At 39.9% G+C, this 17598-nt stretch carries 14 protein-coding genes; 11 read left to right on the plus strand and 3 right to left on the minus strand.

What is annotated here, in order from left to right:
* Together mukB and ACJHV0_RS08330 are read left to right on the plus strand one after the other, a co-directional pair.
* A partial coding sequence (gene mukB / locus ACJHV0_RS08325) for a chromosome partition protein MukB (RefSeq protein WP_483133903.1) occupies positions 1–1099 on the plus strand: 1099 nt, incomplete at its 5' end.
* Positions 1100–1181: 82 nt separating this feature from the next.
* On the plus strand, positions 1182–2360 hold the full coding sequence (locus tag ACJHV0_RS08330; RefSeq protein WP_483133904.1) for a sugar transporter: 1179 nt from the start codon (positions 1182–1184) through the stop codon (positions 2358–2360).
* Positions 2361–2431: 71 nt separating this feature from the next.
* Here ACJHV0_RS08330 and ACJHV0_RS08335 read toward each other — a convergent pair whose 3' ends face one another.
* A complete protein-coding gene (locus ACJHV0_RS08335; protein WP_483133905.1) occupies positions 2432–4168 on the minus strand; it encodes a DUF3413 domain-containing protein in 1737 nt (578 codons plus the stop codon).
* A 5-nt stretch (positions 4169–4173) separates the two neighbouring features.
* Positions 4174–4395 carry a YejL family protein gene (locus tag ACJHV0_RS08340; RefSeq protein WP_025236117.1) on the minus strand — a complete coding sequence of 74 codons (222 nt, stop codon included), beginning with the start codon at positions 4393–4395 and terminating at the stop codon, positions 4174–4176.
* A 247-nt stretch (positions 4396–4642) separates the two neighbouring features.
* Here ACJHV0_RS08340 and ACJHV0_RS08345 point away from each other — a divergent pair, with 247 nt between their 5' ends.
* The 7 genes from ACJHV0_RS08345 to guaA all read left to right on the plus strand — a co-directional run bounded on the left by ACJHV0_RS08345 (position 4643) and on the right by guaA (position 13949).
* A complete protein-coding gene (locus tag ACJHV0_RS08345) occupies positions 4643–5215 on the plus strand; it encodes a TetR/AcrR family transcriptional regulator (RefSeq protein WP_483133906.1) in 573 nt (190 codons plus the stop codon).
* 30 nt (positions 5216–5245) lie between these two features.
* Positions 5246–6451 carry an efflux RND transporter periplasmic adaptor subunit gene (locus ACJHV0_RS08350; protein ID WP_025236115.1) on the plus strand — a complete coding sequence of 402 codons (1206 nt, stop codon included), beginning with the start codon at positions 5246–5248 and terminating at the stop codon, positions 6449–6451.
* 11 nt (positions 6452–6462) lie between these two features.
* Positions 6463–9630, plus strand: a complete 3168-nt coding sequence (locus ACJHV0_RS08355; protein ID WP_025236114.1) for an efflux RND transporter permease subunit — start codon at positions 6463–6465, stop codon at positions 9628–9630.
* Positions 9631–9860: 230 nt separating this feature from the next.
* Complete coding sequence (gene guaB / locus ACJHV0_RS08360; RefSeq protein WP_283385800.1) at positions 9861–11324, plus strand: IMP dehydrogenase; 1464 nt, start codon at positions 9861–9863, stop codon at positions 11322–11324.
* Between the two features lie 83 nt (positions 11325–11407).
* Complete coding sequence (locus ACJHV0_RS08365; protein ID WP_483133907.1) at positions 11408–12067, plus strand: HAD family hydrolase; 660 nt, start codon at positions 11408–11410, stop codon at positions 12065–12067.
* 39 nt (positions 12068–12106) lie between these two features.
* The gene (locus ACJHV0_RS08370; protein ID WP_025342666.1) at positions 12107–12286 is read left to right on the plus strand and encodes a hypothetical protein; all 180 of its coding nucleotides are present in this window, start codon (positions 12107–12109) and stop codon (positions 12284–12286) included.
* A gap of 91 nt (positions 12287–12377) precedes the next feature.
* Positions 12378–13949, plus strand: coding sequence for a glutamine-hydrolyzing GMP synthase (guaA, locus tag ACJHV0_RS08375; protein WP_334234626.1), 1572 nt, complete (start codon positions 12378–12380; stop codon positions 13947–13949).
* A 114-nt stretch (positions 13950–14063) separates the two neighbouring features.
* On the opposite strand, the gene glmU is transcribed toward guaA, so the two are convergent.
* Positions 14064–15428 (minus strand): bifunctional UDP-N-acetylglucosamine diphosphorylase/glucosamine-1-phosphate N-acetyltransferase GlmU, encoded by a 1365-nt coding sequence (glmU, locus tag ACJHV0_RS08380; protein ID WP_483133908.1) that lies wholly within the window; start codon positions 15426–15428, stop codon positions 14064–14066.
* 277 nt (positions 15429–15705) lie between these two features.
* Here glmU and ACJHV0_RS08385 point away from each other — a divergent pair, with 277 nt between their 5' ends.
* Positions 15706–16794, plus strand: coding sequence for a calcium:cation antiporter (locus ACJHV0_RS08385; protein ID WP_483133909.1), 1089 nt, complete (start codon positions 15706–15708; stop codon positions 16792–16794).
* A gap of 113 nt (positions 16795–16907) precedes the next feature.
* Positions 16908–17534, plus strand: coding sequence for a 23S rRNA (uridine(2552)-2'-O)-methyltransferase RlmE (gene rlmE / locus ACJHV0_RS08390; protein WP_025236107.1), 627 nt, complete (start codon positions 16908–16910; stop codon positions 17532–17534).
* Positions 17535–17598 lie beyond the last annotated feature (64 nt).

The raw sequence follows: 17598 nt of genomic DNA on the forward strand, positions 1-17598 counted from the left end.
AGCACAACGTGCATTAGTGGTACAGGCAAAAGCGAGTTGGTGTATTGTTCAACGTTTATCTCGCAACAGTGATGTGGAAAAACGCCTCAATCGCCGTGAATTAGCTTATCAATCGGCAGAAGAGTTACGTTCTATTTCCGATAAAGCCTTAGGTGCATTGCGTACAGCGGTGGCGGATAATGAATACTTGCGTGACAGCTTGCGAGCATCGGAAGATAGCCGTAAGCCGGAGAACAAAGTGGCGTTCTTTATTGCGGTTTACCAACATCTGCGTGAGCGTATTCGTCAGGATATTATCAAAACAGACGACCCGATTGATGCGATTGAGCAGATGGAAATTGAGCTTTCTCGCTTAACGAATGAGCTAACCGGTCGTGAGAAGAAATTAGCGATCAGTGCGGAATCGGTGGCAAATATTTTACGCAAAACGATTCAACGTGAGCAAAACCGTATTCTTCAACTGAACCAAGGGCTACAAAATATCGCCTTCGGTCAGGTGAAAGGAGTGCGTTTGGTGGTGAATATTCGTGATACGCACGCCATTTTACTCAATGCGTTATCGAATAACCGTGAAGAGCATAAAGATCTATTTGACAGCCAAAAACTCAGTTTCTCAGAGGCGTTGGCAATGCTTTATAAACGTGTGAATCCGCATATCGAAATGGGGCAGCGTACACCACAAACGATTGGCGAAGAGTTGTTAGATTACCGCAACTACCTCGATTTAGAAGTGGAAACCTTCCGTGGGGCAGATGGCTGGATGCGTGCAGAAAGTAGTGCGTTATCCACCGGTGAGGCAATCGGTACAGGTATGTCGATTCTCTTAATGGTGGTGCAAAGCTGGGAAGAAGAGGCTCGCCGTATGCGTGCGAAAGATATTCTGCCGGCTCGTTTGCTCTTCTTAGATGAGGCGGCTCGTTTAGATGCAACTTCCATCAACACACTCTTTGAATTGTGTGAGCGTTTGGATATGCAGCTCTTAATTGCGGCTCCTGAAAACATCAGCCCTGAACGTGGTACAACTTATAAATTAGTGCGTAAGATCGCTAATAACCAAGAGTATGTTCACGTAGTGGGCTTAAAAGGTTTCGCTAAGTAAAACTTAGAAAGCGATTCTTATTTTTCATACACCCAAAAGCTCTTTCAGCTTTTGGGTTTTTACTTTTCTCGGATTTTTGTATATGAAACTTGCTCGAAAAGCTCAACGGAAATTATCTTTCCTAAGAGTATTTACCCTCGCCTTTGCGGCATTTATTGTTATTACAACAGAATTTATCCCTATTGCCTTGCTGTCAGATATTGCTGCGAGTTTTCAAATGGAAACCTCTAGCACAGGTATTATGATTACGGTATATGCTTGGGTGGTATTTGGATTATCGTTGCCATTGATGTTGCTGACAGCAAAAATGGAAAGAAAAAAATTACTTATCCTGCTTTTTACTCTCTTTACTCTTAGCCATATTTTGTCGGTTATTGCGTGGAATTTCTGGGTGTTATTAATTTCTCGTATCATTATTGCAGTGTCTCACGCCATTTTTTGGTCGATTACCGCCTCATTGGTTATTCGTGTTGCCCCGAAAGACAAGAAAAGACAAGCACTCGGTATGCTGGCACTAGGAAGTTCACTAGCGATGATTTTAGGTTTACCTCTTGGGCGAATGATCGGGCAAGCATTAGGCTGGCGAGCAACCTTTAGCATCATTGGTGTTATTGCTTTTATTGTGGTAATAATGCTCTGGCGATTGTTGCCTTATTTACCAAGTAAAAATGCAGGCTCAATAAAAAGTTTGCCGATTTTATTTAAACGTCCATTGCTAGTAGGTATTTTCCTGCTAGTTATACTGATTGTTTCCGGACACTTTACGGCTTACAGCTATATTGAGCCATTTATGGTTCAAATTAGTGCTATTAGCCCGAAAACGACCACATTAATTTTATTAGTCTTTGGCTTAGCGGGTATTACAGCCAGTTTCTTATTCGGCAAACTATACGGTAAAGCCCCGAATAAATTTATTTTAGGTGGCATTGGCATTATTATGTTAAGCCAGTTAAGTTTATTACTACTAAGCGGTTCTACGATGGCAATGTTCGTATTAGCATTTGTATGGGGCATTGGTATTACTGGGATGAGTATTGCACTACAAATGAAAGTACTCGAACTCGCTCCTGATGCCACGGATGTTGCAGCTGCGATTTTTTCCGGAACTTATAATTTAGGCATTGGCACAGGAGCATTACTGGGTGGAATTACCATCAATCAGCTCGGCTTGCCTAACATAGGATTTGTCGGTGGAGGCTTAGCTTTTATCGCTATTTTATGGTTTATCTTTATTACGTTAAGATATAGAACGGCTAGATAATAAAGCAACAAGCGGTCATATTTTCTTTAATTTTTGCAAATTTTTCGGAAAATATGACTGCTTGTTTATTTTTATTTCTCAATAAACTGATTGCTTTGCTGAATCATTTGCAAGAACAAAGCAAGTGGTGGGCGAGTGTCCTTCTCTATTTCTCCATTTGCATTGAAATGTTTGAAATTCCCTTTGCGATCAATATGGTATTGCTCGCCATTTGGCATTATTGCCACATTCCATTTATGGTTAGAGCTAGATACCCACAGGCGTTGGCTCTGGGTACTTAAATCAATACCTTGTGCATAATCGCTAAGCGGATTTTGCACTTTAAAGAAGCCACTTAATAACGTTGGCATAATATCTAAATGGCTTGAGAGGAAATTGTACTCTTTACTTTCGCCTTGCCAATAAAATAGCATTGGAACTTGAATGTGTTTCTTCGCAAACGGATTTTCATCGGTTGAGTCATTGTTGGTAGTATCAGAAGTAATCATAACCAACGTATTACCTAATAATGCATTTTGCGTTAAGTGTTGCCAAATTTCAGCGAATTGCAGATCGAATAGTTTTTGTTGATCTTGACTAGATGCTGCTGATGGCACACTTAAATCCAAATAACTAAAAAACGGATTATCCAGCGAACGACTGCTAATCCAACTTTTCCATTGTGAAATTGCCCCAACATTGCTATGTGCTGTAGGTAATAAAATACCAGAGAAAATAGCTTGATGATAAATCGGATCAGCAAATCCGTTATGGGAGAAAAGCCCTAGCTGATAATTCGATTTTTTGAAAACTTGAATTAATGGTGAAACGGTTTTATCTGCCAATACAGAATCTAAATATTTCCCACTTAAACTATAAAATAACCCTAACGCACCTGCTGAATGGTTATCGCCACTGCTATAGTGGTTCATAAAGCGATAAGAGTGCTGACTGACTTCGGAGAGATAAGGCATATTTTCAGCATTAATCATCTCTTTAGCCAAACCTGAGAGATTAATTAATAAAATATTTGTATTTGATTGCTGAGTTGGGACTAAAGAAGCCTTAGGATAATTTAAGAAAAAGGTATCTAAACGCCCGCTTTCTTCAATTTCTTGATCTAATTCCGCTCTATCAATAAATCCGTGTTTTTCTAAAAAGTTACGAGCGGTCATCGGGTGAGACAACGGATAATTCGCTTTTTGGGCGGTAATCGGGCGATAAGCATTCATATCAGCCCACGCATAGATTAAATGGGTGGCAGTAAAGCTTACTAAGAAAAATAACGCAACATATTTTCCCCATTTTTGGCGACTGAAGCTACGCAGCTTCTGCCAACACCAACGAGAGTAAATCATTTCTGCTAATAAAATCAGTGGCATTGGCACAAATAATAGTTGCCATTTTCGGGTAAGTTCACCTTCTTCGGGATTGACTAATAAATCCCATACAAGCGGTGATAAATGCAAAGAAAATTGCTTAAAGACTTCAGTATCAACTAATAAAACAGTTTGCCCGATTGTGGCAAGAATAACCGAAAGCCCTCGATAGGTACGGTCATTTTTAATGATGAAACTGAGTGGAAACAAAATTAGTAGAAAAGCCGCAAAAACGACAAAACTGAAATGCCCAAATAAGCTGACAAAAAAGTAAAGTTTGCCGACAAGAGTATTTGGCCAGTCTGCATTAAATGCATAACGAGACGAAATGAGTAACGCTAACACAATATTAAATAGTGCAAACCAGTGTCCCCACGTTATTTTCTGTGAGGTGGCATCCCGATATTGGCGGGAGTTTGCCGGCAATAAAGCGTGTAGGCGTTTAAACATAATTGTTATTTAGCTTTTAATGATTGTTTTAGTGCGTCTGCAAAAGCTTCTGCGAGAGCTTCACGCTGCGAGGGGTTTTGAATATTTTCGCTTAAAATATTCGTTACCATATTACCTAATGCCATTAAAGATAAATCAACGGGAGCTTTGTGCTTTTCAATAGTTACAATAAGATCGGCTAATAATGCATCAAATTGCTTTGTATGATATTTAGATTTTGTTGCCATAAATAGATAAAAGATATATTAAAGATATATTTCAATAGTAGCATAAAAATAGGCAGAAAGTAGCATTCAGACTTATTGTTTGGCTGATTTTTGCAAAGTTTTGACGAAATCCGACCGCTTGTTCAAAAAAATTTAATTTTTTCAATGAATTTATTCATCATTTTCATCATTTTTATGATTTTTCTGCTTTCTTTTTTCCTAAAAATGGCTAAAATGAACGACCGTTCATTATAGGCTAGGAGATCAAATGTCTAGGCGGATCGAGCCAAAAGAAGAGATGGTAAATCGTATCTTATCAGCCACTGAAAAGCTAATCGTAGATGAGGGTTTACAAAACCTTTCAATGCGTAATATTGCCAAAGAAGCAGGTATTGCTTCGGGTACATTGTATCTTTACTTTAAAACAAAAGATGATTTATTGCACGGGTTAGCAACTCAATTGCTTGAATGTTATAACAATTACTTGTCTTTTGAGTTTATCTCTGAAATGGACTTGTTTCAGCAATATCAAGCATTGATGCAAAAGAAATGGCAGTTTTTAACAGAACGATTGGAGTTGGTAAAACAATTTCAGGCAGTTGTTGGAATTGATGAGCTAATTCGGGAAACCATTGCAGATGAAAATTCATTTTGGAATAAGTTAATTTTTAAAGGTAAGAAGCAAAAAATAATTGTAGATTTACCAAATGAATTACTCTATGCGTTAAGTATTGGTACATTGGTAGATATTAAGTATCTACAAAAGCTCAATCAAGACAGTAATTTTGAAGCATATCTTGATGAGATTATTTTACGCACTTGGAAAGCAATTACTTTTTAGGTTTATTTTTTATTTATTTACGGAGAATGTATGACAACGGAAACGCAGAAGCCGGGCAAAGGCAGAAAGTTTTTAATTGTACTCACATTGTTAATTGTATTGATTGTATTTGCTGCAATCGTAGGATTACAAAAAATCGGGGCGATGAAAAAAACAGAAGCTGCGGCAAATATGCCTGAATCTGTTAGTGAAGTAACGGCAATGCAGGTTACTACACAAGAATGGACACCCACAATTTCAGCAGTTGGTTATATTCGCCCAAATCAAGGGGCGATGTTGAGTGCTGAAACTTCAGGTGTGGTAAGCCGTGTGCTGGTTACATCAGGTCAGCGTGTGAAAAAAGGTGATCTTTTAGTTGAATTTGACAGCAGCGTCGAACTCGCTAATTTAAGAGCTTCAGAAGCCCAGCTGTCAACAGCTAAAGCCAATTTTGAACGTTATCGCAATTTGATTGCATCGAACAGTGCTTCAAAAGCAGAATTTGATAATGCTCAATCAACCTATAACCAACTATTGGCGAATATTGAGTCATTACGTTCAATTATCAAACGTCGTCAAATCTATGCCCCATTTAGTGGTGTGGCGGGTATTGTGAATGTAAACGTAGGACAATACATCACAATGGGAACTGAAATTGTGCGTGTTGAAGATCAATCTTCTATGAAAGTACGTTTTACCCTTCCACAAACTAATGTTGAGCAAGTTTCGGTTGGTCAAAAAGTAACAGCAGAGATTGATGCGTTACCTGCACAAACTTTCCCTGCTCGTATTGTGGCAATTGATCCTGCCGTTGATCGTTTAACAGGTTTAATGAATGTTGAAGCGGTGATTGAGGAAGGGCAAGAAAAATTGCTTTCAGGTATGTTTGCACGTTTAAATGTAGCGTTACCAACTCAAACAGAGCAGGTTGTTGTGCCACAAATTGCGGTAGCTTATACAATGTATGGTGAAACGGTTTATGTGTTGCAGCCTTTATCTGAGGAAGATAAAGAGAAGGTTAATAAAATGGCAGCACAAAATCCAAGTTTAGATGTAAATAAAATGTACCGTGCAAAACAAGCGGAAGTGAAAACCGCTGACCGCAGAGGTAATTATTCGCAATTAGTTAAAGGTGTGAAAGCCGGTGATTTAATTGTAACGGGTGGATTACAACGTTTGAGTAATAACTCGTTAGTAAAAGTGTCTGATATTGAAGCCGTTGGTATTAGCACACCAGCAAAAAACAGCAAACTTTAATGGAGTAGTAAGTGAAATTTACTGACATCTTTATTAAACGCCCTGTTTTAGCCGTTTGTATTAGCTTACTCATTACGATTTTAGGCTTACAATCGATTGAAAAATTGCAGGTGCGTGAATATCCGGAGATGACTGTTTCTATTGTAACGGTAAGCGTGAACTATTCAGGTGCTGATGCCGGTTTAATGCAAGCTCTTGTTACCTCACAGTTAGAAGAGGCGGTCGCTCAAGCGGATAATATCGACTATATGACTTCATCAAGCTCGCCAAGTACGACAACAGTTACTGCGAAAATGAAGTTAAATACCGATCCGAATGCAGCACTTTCAGACATTTCGGCAAAAGTGAATGCGGTACGTTCTAATTTACCGAGAGGTATTGATGACCCGTCTATCAGAGTTTCGACCGGTTCTAATGATGCGTTAATGTATATTCGATTTGTGTCTGATGAATTAAATACGGCACAAGTAACCGATTACCTGAACCGTGTGGTTAAACCGCAATTCTTTACCGTAAATGGTGTTTCAAGCGTAGATGTGTATGGTTCAACTTTTGGCTTACGCATTTGGTTAGATCCGGATAAAATGGCGAGCAATAAGCTATCGGGCTCAGCGGTTTTATCGGCATTAAGTGCTAATAACTTACAAACTGCAGCCGGTAATGCTAACGGTTATTATACGGTATATAAAAACAAAGTTTTATCAACAACGCCTTCTGTTCAAGAGCTAGAACAAGTTACCGTTTCAACGACACCAGATGGTAGAACAATTAAACTCAAAGATATTGCCACCGTAGAATTAGATAAAGCTAGTGATGCTGCTCGTGCAACAGTAAGTGGCAAAGAAGCGGTGGTTTTAGCGGTTTCAGTTGCAGCTACAGCTAACTCATTGACTGTAGCAAAAGATATTTACCCAATGTTTGATCAGGTCGTGAGAAACTTACCGGATAGCATTCAAGGGGATATCGTTTATGATAAAACCATTGCGATTGATAGCTCAATCAATGAAGTGATTCGTACTATTTTAGAAGCAACCGTTATTGTATTAGTTGTGATTATCCTATTCTTAGGTTCGCTTCGTGCAATGATTGTACCCGTTATTACCATTCCGATTTCACTTATCGGGGCATTGTTCCTACTTCAAATGTTTGGCTTCTCAATCAATCTTCTAACCTTACTTGCGTTAGTATTAGCGATTGGTTTAGTTGTAGATGATGCGATCGTAGTACTTGAAAACGTAGAACGCCACGTTAAAGAAGGTAAAACGCCATTTGATGCAGCAATTATTGGTACGCGTGAAATTGCCTTACCGGTAATTTCAATGACAATTACATTAGCAGCAGTATATTCCCCAATGGCATTAATGACAGGGGTAACAGGTACACTTTTCAAAGAGTTTGCTTTAACTCTTGCCGGTGCGGTATTTATTTCAGGAATTGCAGCTCTTACGCTTTCACCGATGATGTCTAGCCGAGTGTTAAAAGAGCATAAAGAAGGTGAAGAATCTCGTTTTGCACGCTTTGTTCATCGCTCGCTAGATAAAATGACAAGCTGCTACACCAATATGCTAAGTGCGGTAATGGCAGTTCGTGGTTTTATGCTGTTCTTTGCAGTATTGATTTTTGCAAGCCTACCGTTCTTATTTACCTCACTTTCAAGTGAAGTTGCTCCAACAGAAGATCGCGGTTTCGTTGTAGGGATTTCGAATGGTCCATCTAATACAAATTTAGATTATACAGAAGCAGCCTTAGCTCCGTTTACTGAGGAAGTATCTAAAGTCTCTGAAGTTTCATCGGTTATGACGATCTCAGGGTTCAATGGTGGTAATAGTGCATTATCGATTATCGCATTAAAAGATTGGAATGATCGTACTCGTGAGCGTGCAGAAATTTCAAACGAAATTGCAGCTCTAGGGAAAAAAGTAGTTGCAATGGACGTAAATGCGATTGCTTTCCCTGAGATCTCAACAGGCGAAAACGGCTTACCGTTCTCACTTGTGATTACAACTGCAGACAGCTATGAAAAATTAGCGGTAGTGGCTTCCGAGTTCTTGAAAAAAGCACAGGCATCTGGGCAGTTCTTCTTTGCGAACCTAGACCTAAAATTTGACACGGCAACGATGAATATGAAATTCGACCGTGAAAAAATGGGGGCTTATGGCGTAACGATGCAGCAAGTAAGTGGTACATTAGGGGCATTCTTATCGGGTGCAATTATTACCCGTGTCGATATTGACTCTCGTGCTTATCCAATTGTATCGCAAGCAGTACGTAACGACCGTTTAAATCCTGAAGATTTAATGAACTACTATGTTACGACTGCAACTGGAGAGTCTATTCCGTTAGGTTCATTTGTTACAATGGAATTAACTACCTCACCATCTTCATTACCTCGTATGAGCCAGTTAAACTCTGCGACAATTGGCGGTGTAGTATCCGGTTCTATCGGTGATGCCGTAAATTGGGCGAAAGCAGAATTAGATCGCACTTTACCTACTGGTTATCAGTACGATTTTAGAGGTGAGTCTCGTCAATTTATTCAAGAAGGTAATGCAATGGCAATGACATTTGCACTTGCGGTTGTGATTATCTATATCGTACTGGCAATTCAGTTTGAGTCTTGGCGTGATCCACTAGTAATCTTAGTTTCTGTTCCATTGGCAGTAAGTGGAGCATTACTGGTTATGAACATTCCATCAGCAATGAAAGGACTGTTTATGGGAATTGCCGCCGGCACAGGCTCTAAAGATATGATGGCATTTGCCAATAGTATTTGGACGGCAGGCTACACGCTCAACATCTACTCGCAAGTGGGCTTGATTACGCTTGTTGGCTTAATCACCAAACACGGTATCTTGATGTGTGAAGTGGCAAAAGAAGAGCAATTAAATCACGGCAAATCTCGCTATGATGCTATTGTTTATGCGGCAACCATTCGTTTACGTCCGATTATGATGACAACAGCAGCGATGATTGCAGGCTTAATTCCGCTATTATTTGCGGTAGGTGCAGGTGCGATTGCCCGTTTCAGTATGGGAATGGTCATTGTGGCAGGTCTTGCGATTGGAACACTATTTACCCTGTTTGTACTGCCTGTGATTTACACCTTCTTAGGTCAGGAGCACAAACCTTTACGTGAATTTGATGAGGAAAAATATTTTCCAACCACAAAAGAAGCGTAAAACTTAATACAAAGGAAGGACGTAGCAATATGTCCTTTTGGTTACAAGCGGTTAGATTTCCTCATTTTTTTGCAAAAAATAAGAGAAATCTAACCGCTTGTTTATTTTATTTACAAATAACGAAAACGTTTGCCTAGAAAGTTTACAACTTACATTTTTATCTGTATAATCCGCTCGCAATTTTCCAATACAGTTTTTTCATTTTAATCACTTTTTAAGGAATTATTGCAATGTTACGTATCAAACAAGAAGCACTCACTTTTGATGATGTTCTTCTCGTCCCAGCACACTCCACAGTGCTTCCAAACACAGCCGATCTTTCAACTCAATTAACTAAAACCATTCGCTTAAACATTCCAATGTTATCTGCTGCGATGGATACAGTAACCGAAACCAAATTAGCGATCTCGTTAGCCCAAGAAGGCGGCATTGGTTTTATTCATAAAAATATGTCGATTGAACGCCAGGCTGATCGAGTGCGTAAAGTGAAAAAATTTGAAAGCGGTATCGTCTCTGAGCCGGTAACCGTTTCACCTGATATTACCCTTGCTGAATTAGCGAATATCGTGAAACAAAATGGTTTTGCAGGTTATCCGGTGGTGGATGAAAACCAAAATTTAGTGGGAATTATCACCGGGCGTGATACTCGCTTTGTGAGCGATTTAAGCAAAACCGTGCGTGAATTTATGACGCCAAAAGAGCGTTTAGTTACGGTAAAAGAAGGTGCAAGCCGTGATGAAATTTTTCATTTAATGCACGAACACCGTGTTGAAAAAGTATTAGTGGTGAGTGATGACTTCAAATTAAAAGGGATGATCACCTTAAAAGATTACCAAAAAGCCGAAAGCAAACCGAATGCGTGTAAAGACGAATTAGGACGTTTGCGTGTTGGGGCAGCAGTCGGTGCTGGTCCGGGCAATGAAGAGCGTATTGATGCCTTAGTGAAAGCAGGTGTAGATGTGTTGTTAATTGACTCTTCACACGGTCATTCAGAAGGTGTTTTACAACGTGTGCGAGAAACCCGTGCAAAATATCCAGATCTCCCGATTGTGGCAGGTAACGTAGCAACGGCTGAAGGAGCAATTGCGTTAGCGGATGCCGGTGCAAGTGCAGTGAAAGTGGGGATTGGTCCGGGTTCAATTTGTACTACTCGTATCGTAACAGGCGTGGGCGTGCCACAAATTACTGCGATTGCCGATGCGGCAGCTGCATTAAAAGAGCGTGGAATTCCTGTAATTGCAGACGGTGGTATTCGTTACTCAGGCGATATTTCTAAAGCGATTGCAGCCGGTGCAAGCTGTGTTATGGTTGGCTCTATGTTCGCCGGTACGGAAGAAGCACCGGGCGAAATCGAACTTTACCAAGGCAGAGCATTTAAATCTTACCGTGGAATGGGGTCTTTAGGTGCGATGAGCAAAGGCTCAAGCGACCGCTATTTCCAATCAGATAACGCCGCCGACAAATTAGTGCCGGAAGGCATTGAAGGGCGTATTCCATACAAAGGCTTATTAAAAGAAATTATCCATCAACAAATGGGCGGATTACGTTCTTGTATGGGCTTAACTGGCTGTGCAACTATTGAAGAATTACGTACTAAAGCTCAATTTGTACGCATCAGCGGTGCTGGTATTAAAGAATCACACGTTCACGATGTTACCATTACCAAAGAAGCTCCAAACTACCGTATGGGCTAATGTTGTAGGGGCGAAAAATATTTCGCCCCTACAAATAATTGTAATATTTTGCGAAAAATTAACCGCTTGTAAAGAGAGGCTCTATGCTCCAAGCTATCATTTTTGATATGGACGGCGTGATTGTCGATACCGAATATCTTGAGTTTTCACTGCAAAAACAGTTTATTGAAGATCTCAAAGAACACAACCGCCCGATTACACTTGAGCAACAATCCGAAGTAGTTGGGAAATGTTTAAAAGAAATTCCGGTAATTGTGCAAAAATTAAGTGAATCCAGTTTGCCGATTGAAGAAATCCGCAGCCGCTACTATGCCTTTTTCCAAAACTTATTTAGTACGGTAGATTTTCGTACCATTTTCCGAGCCGATATTCAAAAGATCATTGATTTCGCCAAGCAAAACAATATCAAATTAGCGGTGGCGTCTTCATCAGCAAAATCGCATATTGACAATATTTTGACCGTATGCGGCATTAAAGATGAATTTGATTTTATCGTCAGCGGCGAACAATTTGAACACAGCAAACCAGACCCAACTATTTACCGCTACACCTGCGAAAAATTAGGTGTGCAGCCTGAAAATGCGGTAGCGATTGAAGATTCCTACTACGGAATGAAATCTGCAAAAACCGCAGGCTTAAGCGTAATTGGCTATGAAGAAAAACGGATGCTAATCGACCAAAGTTTAGCGGATTATATGGGGAAGGATATGAATGAGATTTTGGGCATTTTGCAAAAAATTTGAGATAATTAACCGCTTGACTACTAACCAAAAGGAAAAATAATGAACGCAGCAGAATTAAATGAGGCATTATTGCCTGCTGAAAATGCTTTGGCTCAATTAAGCCAATCCGAATTAGAAACTTTATTAAAAGAAATCGGTTATAGTTCAAATGCGATTGATGTGTTGGTGCAATACCAAACATTGACCAAAGCATTCCGTGAAAAAATGGGATTGATGTAAAGAAAAGCAACAAACGATATCGAATAGCTAGGGGGCAACAAGTTGCCCCTACGGATTAAGCAAAAATTTAATTAAATAAAGAGAAATTCAAATGACAAATATCCACCACCATAAAATCTTAATCCTCGACTTCGGTTCACAATATACCCAACTAATCGCCCGTCGTGTGCGTGAAATTGGGGTTTATTGCGAGCTTTGGGCTTGGGACGTAACGGAAGAACAGATCCGTGAATTTAATCCAACGGGGATTATTCTTTCAGGAGGACCTGAGAGTACCACTGAAGAAAACAGCCCTCGTGCCCCTGAATATGTATTCAATGCAGGTGTGCCTGTGCTTGGTATATGCTACGGAATGCAGACGATGGCGATGCAATTAGGTGGCTTAACCGAAACCTCCGATCACCGTGAGTTTGGTTATGCATCTGTGGCATTACAAGCAACCGATAACCTATTTGCAAAATTAAACGATGATTTAACCGCTAGTGAGCCAAAATTAGATGTTTGGATGAGCCACGGTGATAAAGTAACGCGTTTACCTGCAGGTTTCCAAGTAACTGGCGTTACACCAACTTGCCCGATTGCGGCAATGTCGGACGAAAGTCGCCGTTTCTATGGCGTGCAGTTCCACCCTGAAGTAACACACACAAAAAGTGGTTTAGAACTTCTAACCAACTTTGTGGTAGGCATTTGTGGCTGTGAGCGTAACTGGACACCGGAAAACATTATCGAAGATGCCGTTGCTCGTATTAAAGAGCAAGTGGGCGATGATGAGGTAATTTTAGGTTTATCAGGTGGAGTAGATTCGTCTGTAACGGCATTATTATTACACCGTGCTATCGGCAAAAACTTACACTGCGTATTCGTGGATAACGGCTTGCTCCGTTTAAACGAAGGCGATCAAGTAATGGAAATGTTCGGCGATAAATTTGGTTTAAACATTGTGCGAGTAAATGCAGAAGATCGCTTCTTAGATGCGTTAAAAGGTATTGACGAACCGGAAGCAAAACGTAAAACCATCGGTAAAGTTTTCGTGGACGTGTTCGATGATGAATCGAAAAAATTAACCTCAGTAAAATGGTTAGCACAAGGCACAATCTACCCTGATGTAATCGAATCTGCCGCAAGCAAAACAGGTAAAGCACACGTGATTAAATCGCACCACAATGTGGGCGGTTTGCCGGATTATATGAAACTCGGCTTAGTTGAACCATTGCGTGAATTATTTAAAGATGAAGTACGTAAAATCGGCTTGGCACTCGGCTTACCGGCTGAAATGCTGAACCGCCACCCATTCCCAGGACCGGGCTTAGGCGTGCGTGTACTTGGTGAAATCAAGAAAGAGTACTGTGATTTACTGCGTAAAGCCGATGCTATTTTTATCGAAGAGTTATACAACTCAGGCTGGTATTACAAAGTCAGCCAAGCCTTTACTGTATTCCTGCCGGTGAAATCGGTTGGCGTAATGGGGGATGGACGTAAATACGACTGGGTTGTGAGCTTACGTGCTGTTGAAACCATCGACTTTATGACCGCACATTGGGCTCACTTGCCTTATGATTTATTAGGTAAAATCTCCAACCGTATCATCAACGAAGTAAACGGTATTTCCCGTGTGGTGTATGACGTTTCAGGTAAACCACCCGCAACGATTGAGTGGGAATAATATAGTCATTAAGGGAGAACAATTTGTTCTCCCTTACTTTTCTATTTACACAAAAATAAAGCCTTGTTTTCACAGAGGCTTTTGCAAAAAATCAGCAGAATTTAACCGCTTGTATTATTTCTTTTTGGTTGGGCGTTGCCAGCCTTGAATGTGGCGTTGTGGCACGCGGCTGATAACAAGCTCGTTTTCGCCGACATCTTTGGTTACCGTAGCTCCGGCACCGATGGTAGAGCCGCTGGCAATGGTAATAGGTGCAACTAATTGGCTGTCTGAACCGACAAATACATTATCACCGATAATGGTTTTAAATTTGTTCGCTCCATCGTAGTTACAGGTGATTACACCGGCACCGATATTACAATCTTTACCTACTTCCGCATCACCCACATAGGTTAAGTGGTTCACTTTAGAACCTTTGCCGATAGTGGCTTTTTTGATCTCAACGAAGTTGCCGATATGGGTTTCTTCCGCTAATTCTGCACCCGGGCGTAAGCGAGAGAATGGACCGATAGCGGATTTCGCACCTACTACTGAATCTTCAAGCACAGAATAAGGTTTGATTTCCACATTATCGCCAATTTCACAATTTTTCAGTACGCAGCCGACACCGATTTTCACGTTATTGCCTAGTTTGATTTCGCCTTCTAAAATTACATTCACATCAATAGAGACATCTTTACCGTGAGTTACCGTACCGCGAATATCAAAGCGAGTCGGGTCGATAATCGTAACACCTGCAAGCAATAATTTTTCTGCCTCGCGTTTTTGGTAGAAGCGTTCTAATGCGGCAAGTTGTAAACGGTTATTTGCTCCTTCTACTTCCATAAATTCAGTGGCTTGAACCGCTTGTACTTTGAAGCCGTCTTGGTTTGCCATTGCGATCACATCAGTAATGTAATATTCGCCTTGTGCGTTGTTATTATTGAGGTTTTTCAACCATTTTTTGAAACTTGCACCACTTGCTACCATTACACCGGTGTTTACTTCTTTCACTTTAAGTTGTTCTTCGCTTGCATCTTTTTGTTCAACAATAGCAACTACTGAGCCGTTTTCACGAATAATACGTCCGTATCCGGTCGGATTTTCCAATTCAACAGTTAATAGTGCAATACCGTTTTCAGGCTTAGCTGCAATTAAGCGTTCTAAGGTAGCTTTAGTAATCAAGGGTGCATCGCCATAGAGCATCACAATATTTTCATCATCAGCAAAAAATGGGGCAGCTTGTTGCATTGCGTGCCCTGTGCCTAATTGATCGGCTTGGAATACCCAGTTTACAGGCTCTTCACTTAAGCGTGTTTTTAATAAATCCGCACCGTGTCCGTAAATTAAATGAATTTGTTTGGCATCCAACTGTTTTGCAGTATCAATAACGTGTTTTACCATCGGTTTACCGGCAACCGGGTGCAACACTTTTGGTAAATCTGAATACATACGAGTGCCTTTACCCGCTGCTAAAATTACAACGCTCAGTTGAGTCATAAAAGATCCTTATTTAATTAATGTGTTACTTTAGCAAGATATTTAAATGATATGCCAAAGCGTGATTTTTGCGATATTTTACTCTTTTTATTCAATAATTTCATTTATTGGAGCAAAAAATTCCGTTTGGGCTGAGTTTTATGATTTTTTAAGAGAAGATTTAGCGGATCGTGGAATAAATAGGTATTACTTATTTCTTATATTTCTCTACAACTAAAAATCTTTTTGATAGAATGACAAAATGGAGTACGTAACTAATTAATATTAAGGAGAATTTATGCCAACAGTACAAAAAGGTCATCAGCCTTTGCCTATTTGGTCGCTTTTATTACCTATTGCAGCTTGGATTATCTATTTTGTCGGCATAAAAGAAAGCCTGGTTTTGCAATTAGTCGCAGGTGCTTTTCTGATTGGGAGTGTTTTATCAGCGGTTCATCACGCAGAGGTTGTAGCACATAAAGTAGGCGAGCCTTTTGGTACTATTATTCTTGCATTAGCCATTACCGTGCTTGAGGTATCGCTAATTGTATCATTGATGGTTGCTGGTGGAGATAATACCGCTTATTTAGCCCGTGATACCGTTTTTGCGGCAATAATGCTCATTCTAAACGGTATTTTAGGTGGTTGTTTATTAATTGGTGGATTAAAGCATCGTGAGCAATTTTTCAGTCAAAAATCAGCCAGCACAGCATTAGTAACTTTAGTTGTTATTTTAGTGATCACTTTAGTATTACCAAACTTTACCACAAGTACAGATGGTGCAACTTATAGCTCATCCCAATTAATTTTTGTCGCAATTGCCTCTATTGTGCTTTATGCGTCATTTATTTTAATTCAGACGGTTCGCCACCGTGATTATTTTTTAGTTGAAGATGATGACAACCCATCGCATCACGCAGAACCACCTTCAATGAAAGTAGCACTAACAAGTTTATTATTTTTAATTATTTGCTTAGGTATTGTTGTCTTTCTAGCGAAAGCACTCTCGCCATCTATTGAACAAATGGTGTTAGGTGCAGGGGCTCCGGTGGCTTTAGTTGGGGTAATTATTGCAGCAGTGGTATTATTACCGGAAGGATTAGCAGCATTAACAGCAGCACGCCGCAACCGTTTACAAACCAGCATAAACCTTGCACTAGGTTCTGCGGTAGCAAGTATCGGCTTGACTATTCCGGCAGTAGCTATTGTTTGCGTATTATATGACATCAATATGGTGTTAGGGTTAGACTGGAAATCAATGGTCTTACTTTCACTTTCATCTTTTGTGGCAATGCTTTCGCTTAATCACGGTCAAACCAATATACTTTATGGTATTGTGTTACTCATAATTTTAGCGACTTATGTATTTACCGTAATTGTTCCTTAAGAACAATAAATATTAATATTCAAGAGCTGACGAAGATTAATTTTTCGTTATCTCTTGAATTCGTTAATTTAAACCTTATTATTAATTCTTGGATTAACTAAACAAAAAGAAAAATGGGTAGAAAACGTAGTGCAAGTTCCTCTCGCTGGCTTGCGGAACATTTTAAAGATCAATTTGTACAAAAAGCACATAAACAAAAATTACGTTCACGTGCATATTTCAAATTAGATGAAATTCAACAAACTGACCGTTTATTTAAACCGGGTATGACAGTTGTGGATTTAGGAGCGGCGCCAGGCGGTTGGTCGCAATATGTGGTTACACAAATTGGCAGTAAAGGCAGAGTTATTGCTTGCGATATTTTAGATATGAACCCGATTGTCGGGGTTGATTTTTTACAAGGCGATTTCCGTGAAGAATCTGTTCTGAACGCGTTATTAGAACGTGTTGGGGAAGAAAAAGTTGATGTGGTAATGTCTGATATGGCACCTAATTTTAGCGGTATGCCTTCTGTTGATATTCCTCGTGCAATGTATCTGGTGGAATTAGCATTAGATATGTGTCGTCAAGTATTAGCACCCAAAGGTAGTTTTGTGGTAAAAGTGTTTCAAGGCGAAGGATTTGATGAATATCTCAGAGAAATTCGTTCGCTATTTAGTGTAGTAAAAGTCAGAAAACCGGAAGCTTCACGAGATCGTTCTCGAGAAGTTTATATAGTTGCAACAGGCTATAAAGGTTAGAAACCACACAAGCGGTTGTTTTTTGCTAAAATTTTGCAAAAAAGTTAAGAAATTTAACCGCTTT

Source organism: Mannheimia sp., from assembly GCF_056854775.1.